Source organism: Kitasatospora sp. NPDC059571 (assembly GCF_042735675.1).
Taxonomy (GTDB): domain Bacteria; phylum Actinomycetota; class Actinomycetes; order Streptomycetales; family Streptomycetaceae; genus Kitasatospora.
Genome location: NZ_JBHWBW010000834.1, coordinates 1 through 1,336, shown reverse-complemented (window position 1 = coordinate 1,336; position 1,336 = coordinate 1). Strand labels below are relative to the sequence as shown.

Below are 1,336 nucleotides of genomic sequence, written 5' to 3'. Positions count from 1 at the left end.
CGCATGCGGGGAGCCGCAGGCCACCCGGGGTACCGGCGGCGCGGGCCGGATGCCTAGGATGACGCCCGTTCAGGCCCGGCCGCCGGGCCGGGCGCGGGGAGGGGGAACCGTGTTCGGGATCATCAGGCCGTGCCGTCACAGCCTGTCGGAGGGGCTGCGCAGCTCCTGGCTGGCGCATCTGTGCGGGCTCTGTCTGGCGCTGCGGGACGACCACGGGCAGTTGGCGCGGACGGCCACCAACTACGACGGGCTGATCGTGTCGGTGCTGGTCGAGGCGCAGGGTCCGCGGTCGGCGGGCGGCCGCCGTACGGCGGGGCCGTGCCCGCTGCGCGGGATGCGCACCGCCCGGGTGGCGCAGGGCGAGGGGGCCCGGCTGGCCGCGGCGGTCTCGCTGGCGCTGGCGTCGGTGAAGGTCCGCGACCATGTGCTGGACGAGGACGGGGTGTTCGCGCGGCGTCCGGTGGCGGCGGGCGCCCGGGCCGTGGCCCGGCGCTGGGACCGGCAGAGCGCGGGCGGCGGTGCGGGCCTCGGGTTCGACACCGGGGTGCTGCTGGCGGCCGCGGAGCGGCAGGAGGGGCTGGAGCTCGCGGCCGGGCCCGGGTCGTCGGTGCTGCTGGTGACCGAGCCGACGGAGACGGCGACCGCGGCGGCGTTCGCGCACACCGCCGTGCTGGCCGGGCGGCCCGGCAACGCGGGCCCGCTGGCCGAGGCGGGCCGGCTGTTCGGTCGGCTCGCGCACCTGCTCGACGCGGCGGAGGACCAGTCCGCCGACGCGGCGGCCGGGCGGTGGAACCCGCTGACGGTGACCGGGACGGGGCGTTCCGAGGTGGAACGGCTCTGCCGGGACGCGGTGCACGGCATCCGGCTGGCGCTCAAGGACGTGGAGTTCACCGACCGGGCGCTGGTGCACCGGCTGCTGGCGCACGAGCCGGGTCTGGCGGTGGACCGGGTGTTCGGGCACGGCCCGGGCTGCGCGAGCGGCACGCACGGAGGCCACGGCGAGCACGGAGACCACGGCGGCCACGGTGGGCGGCCGGGCGGCCCCCTGGTCGGAGAGCCGCCGGTCACACCGCGGCCGCCGCGCTCGCCGCTGGCGGGCTGCGCGGTGTGGGCGGTGATGGCCTGCACGTGCCAGCTGGTCTGCTGCGAGCACGACGACCCGTTCAGCCGGCGCCGGCGCGAGGGCTGGTGCCAGCGGAACTGCGACTGCGACTGCTGCGATGCGTGCGACTGCTGCGACGGTTGTGACGGCTGCGACTGTGACTGCTGCAACGGTTGTGACGGGTGCGACTGCTGCGACTGCGGGTGCGACTGCAGCTGACGGTCCGCCGGGTCC

General features: G+C 77.3%; 1 protein-coding gene. It reads left to right on the top strand.

The genetic code is table 11. The annotated features are described in order from the left end of the window. The first annotated feature begins 109 nt into the window (after positions 1-109). Positions 110-1,321 (top strand): DUF5685 family protein, encoded by a 1,212-nt coding sequence (locus tag ACFV0G_RS39400; RefSeq protein ID WP_380558759.1) that lies wholly within the window; start codon positions 110-112, stop codon positions 1,319-1,321. The last annotated feature ends 15 nt before the right edge of the window (positions 1,322-1,336 follow it).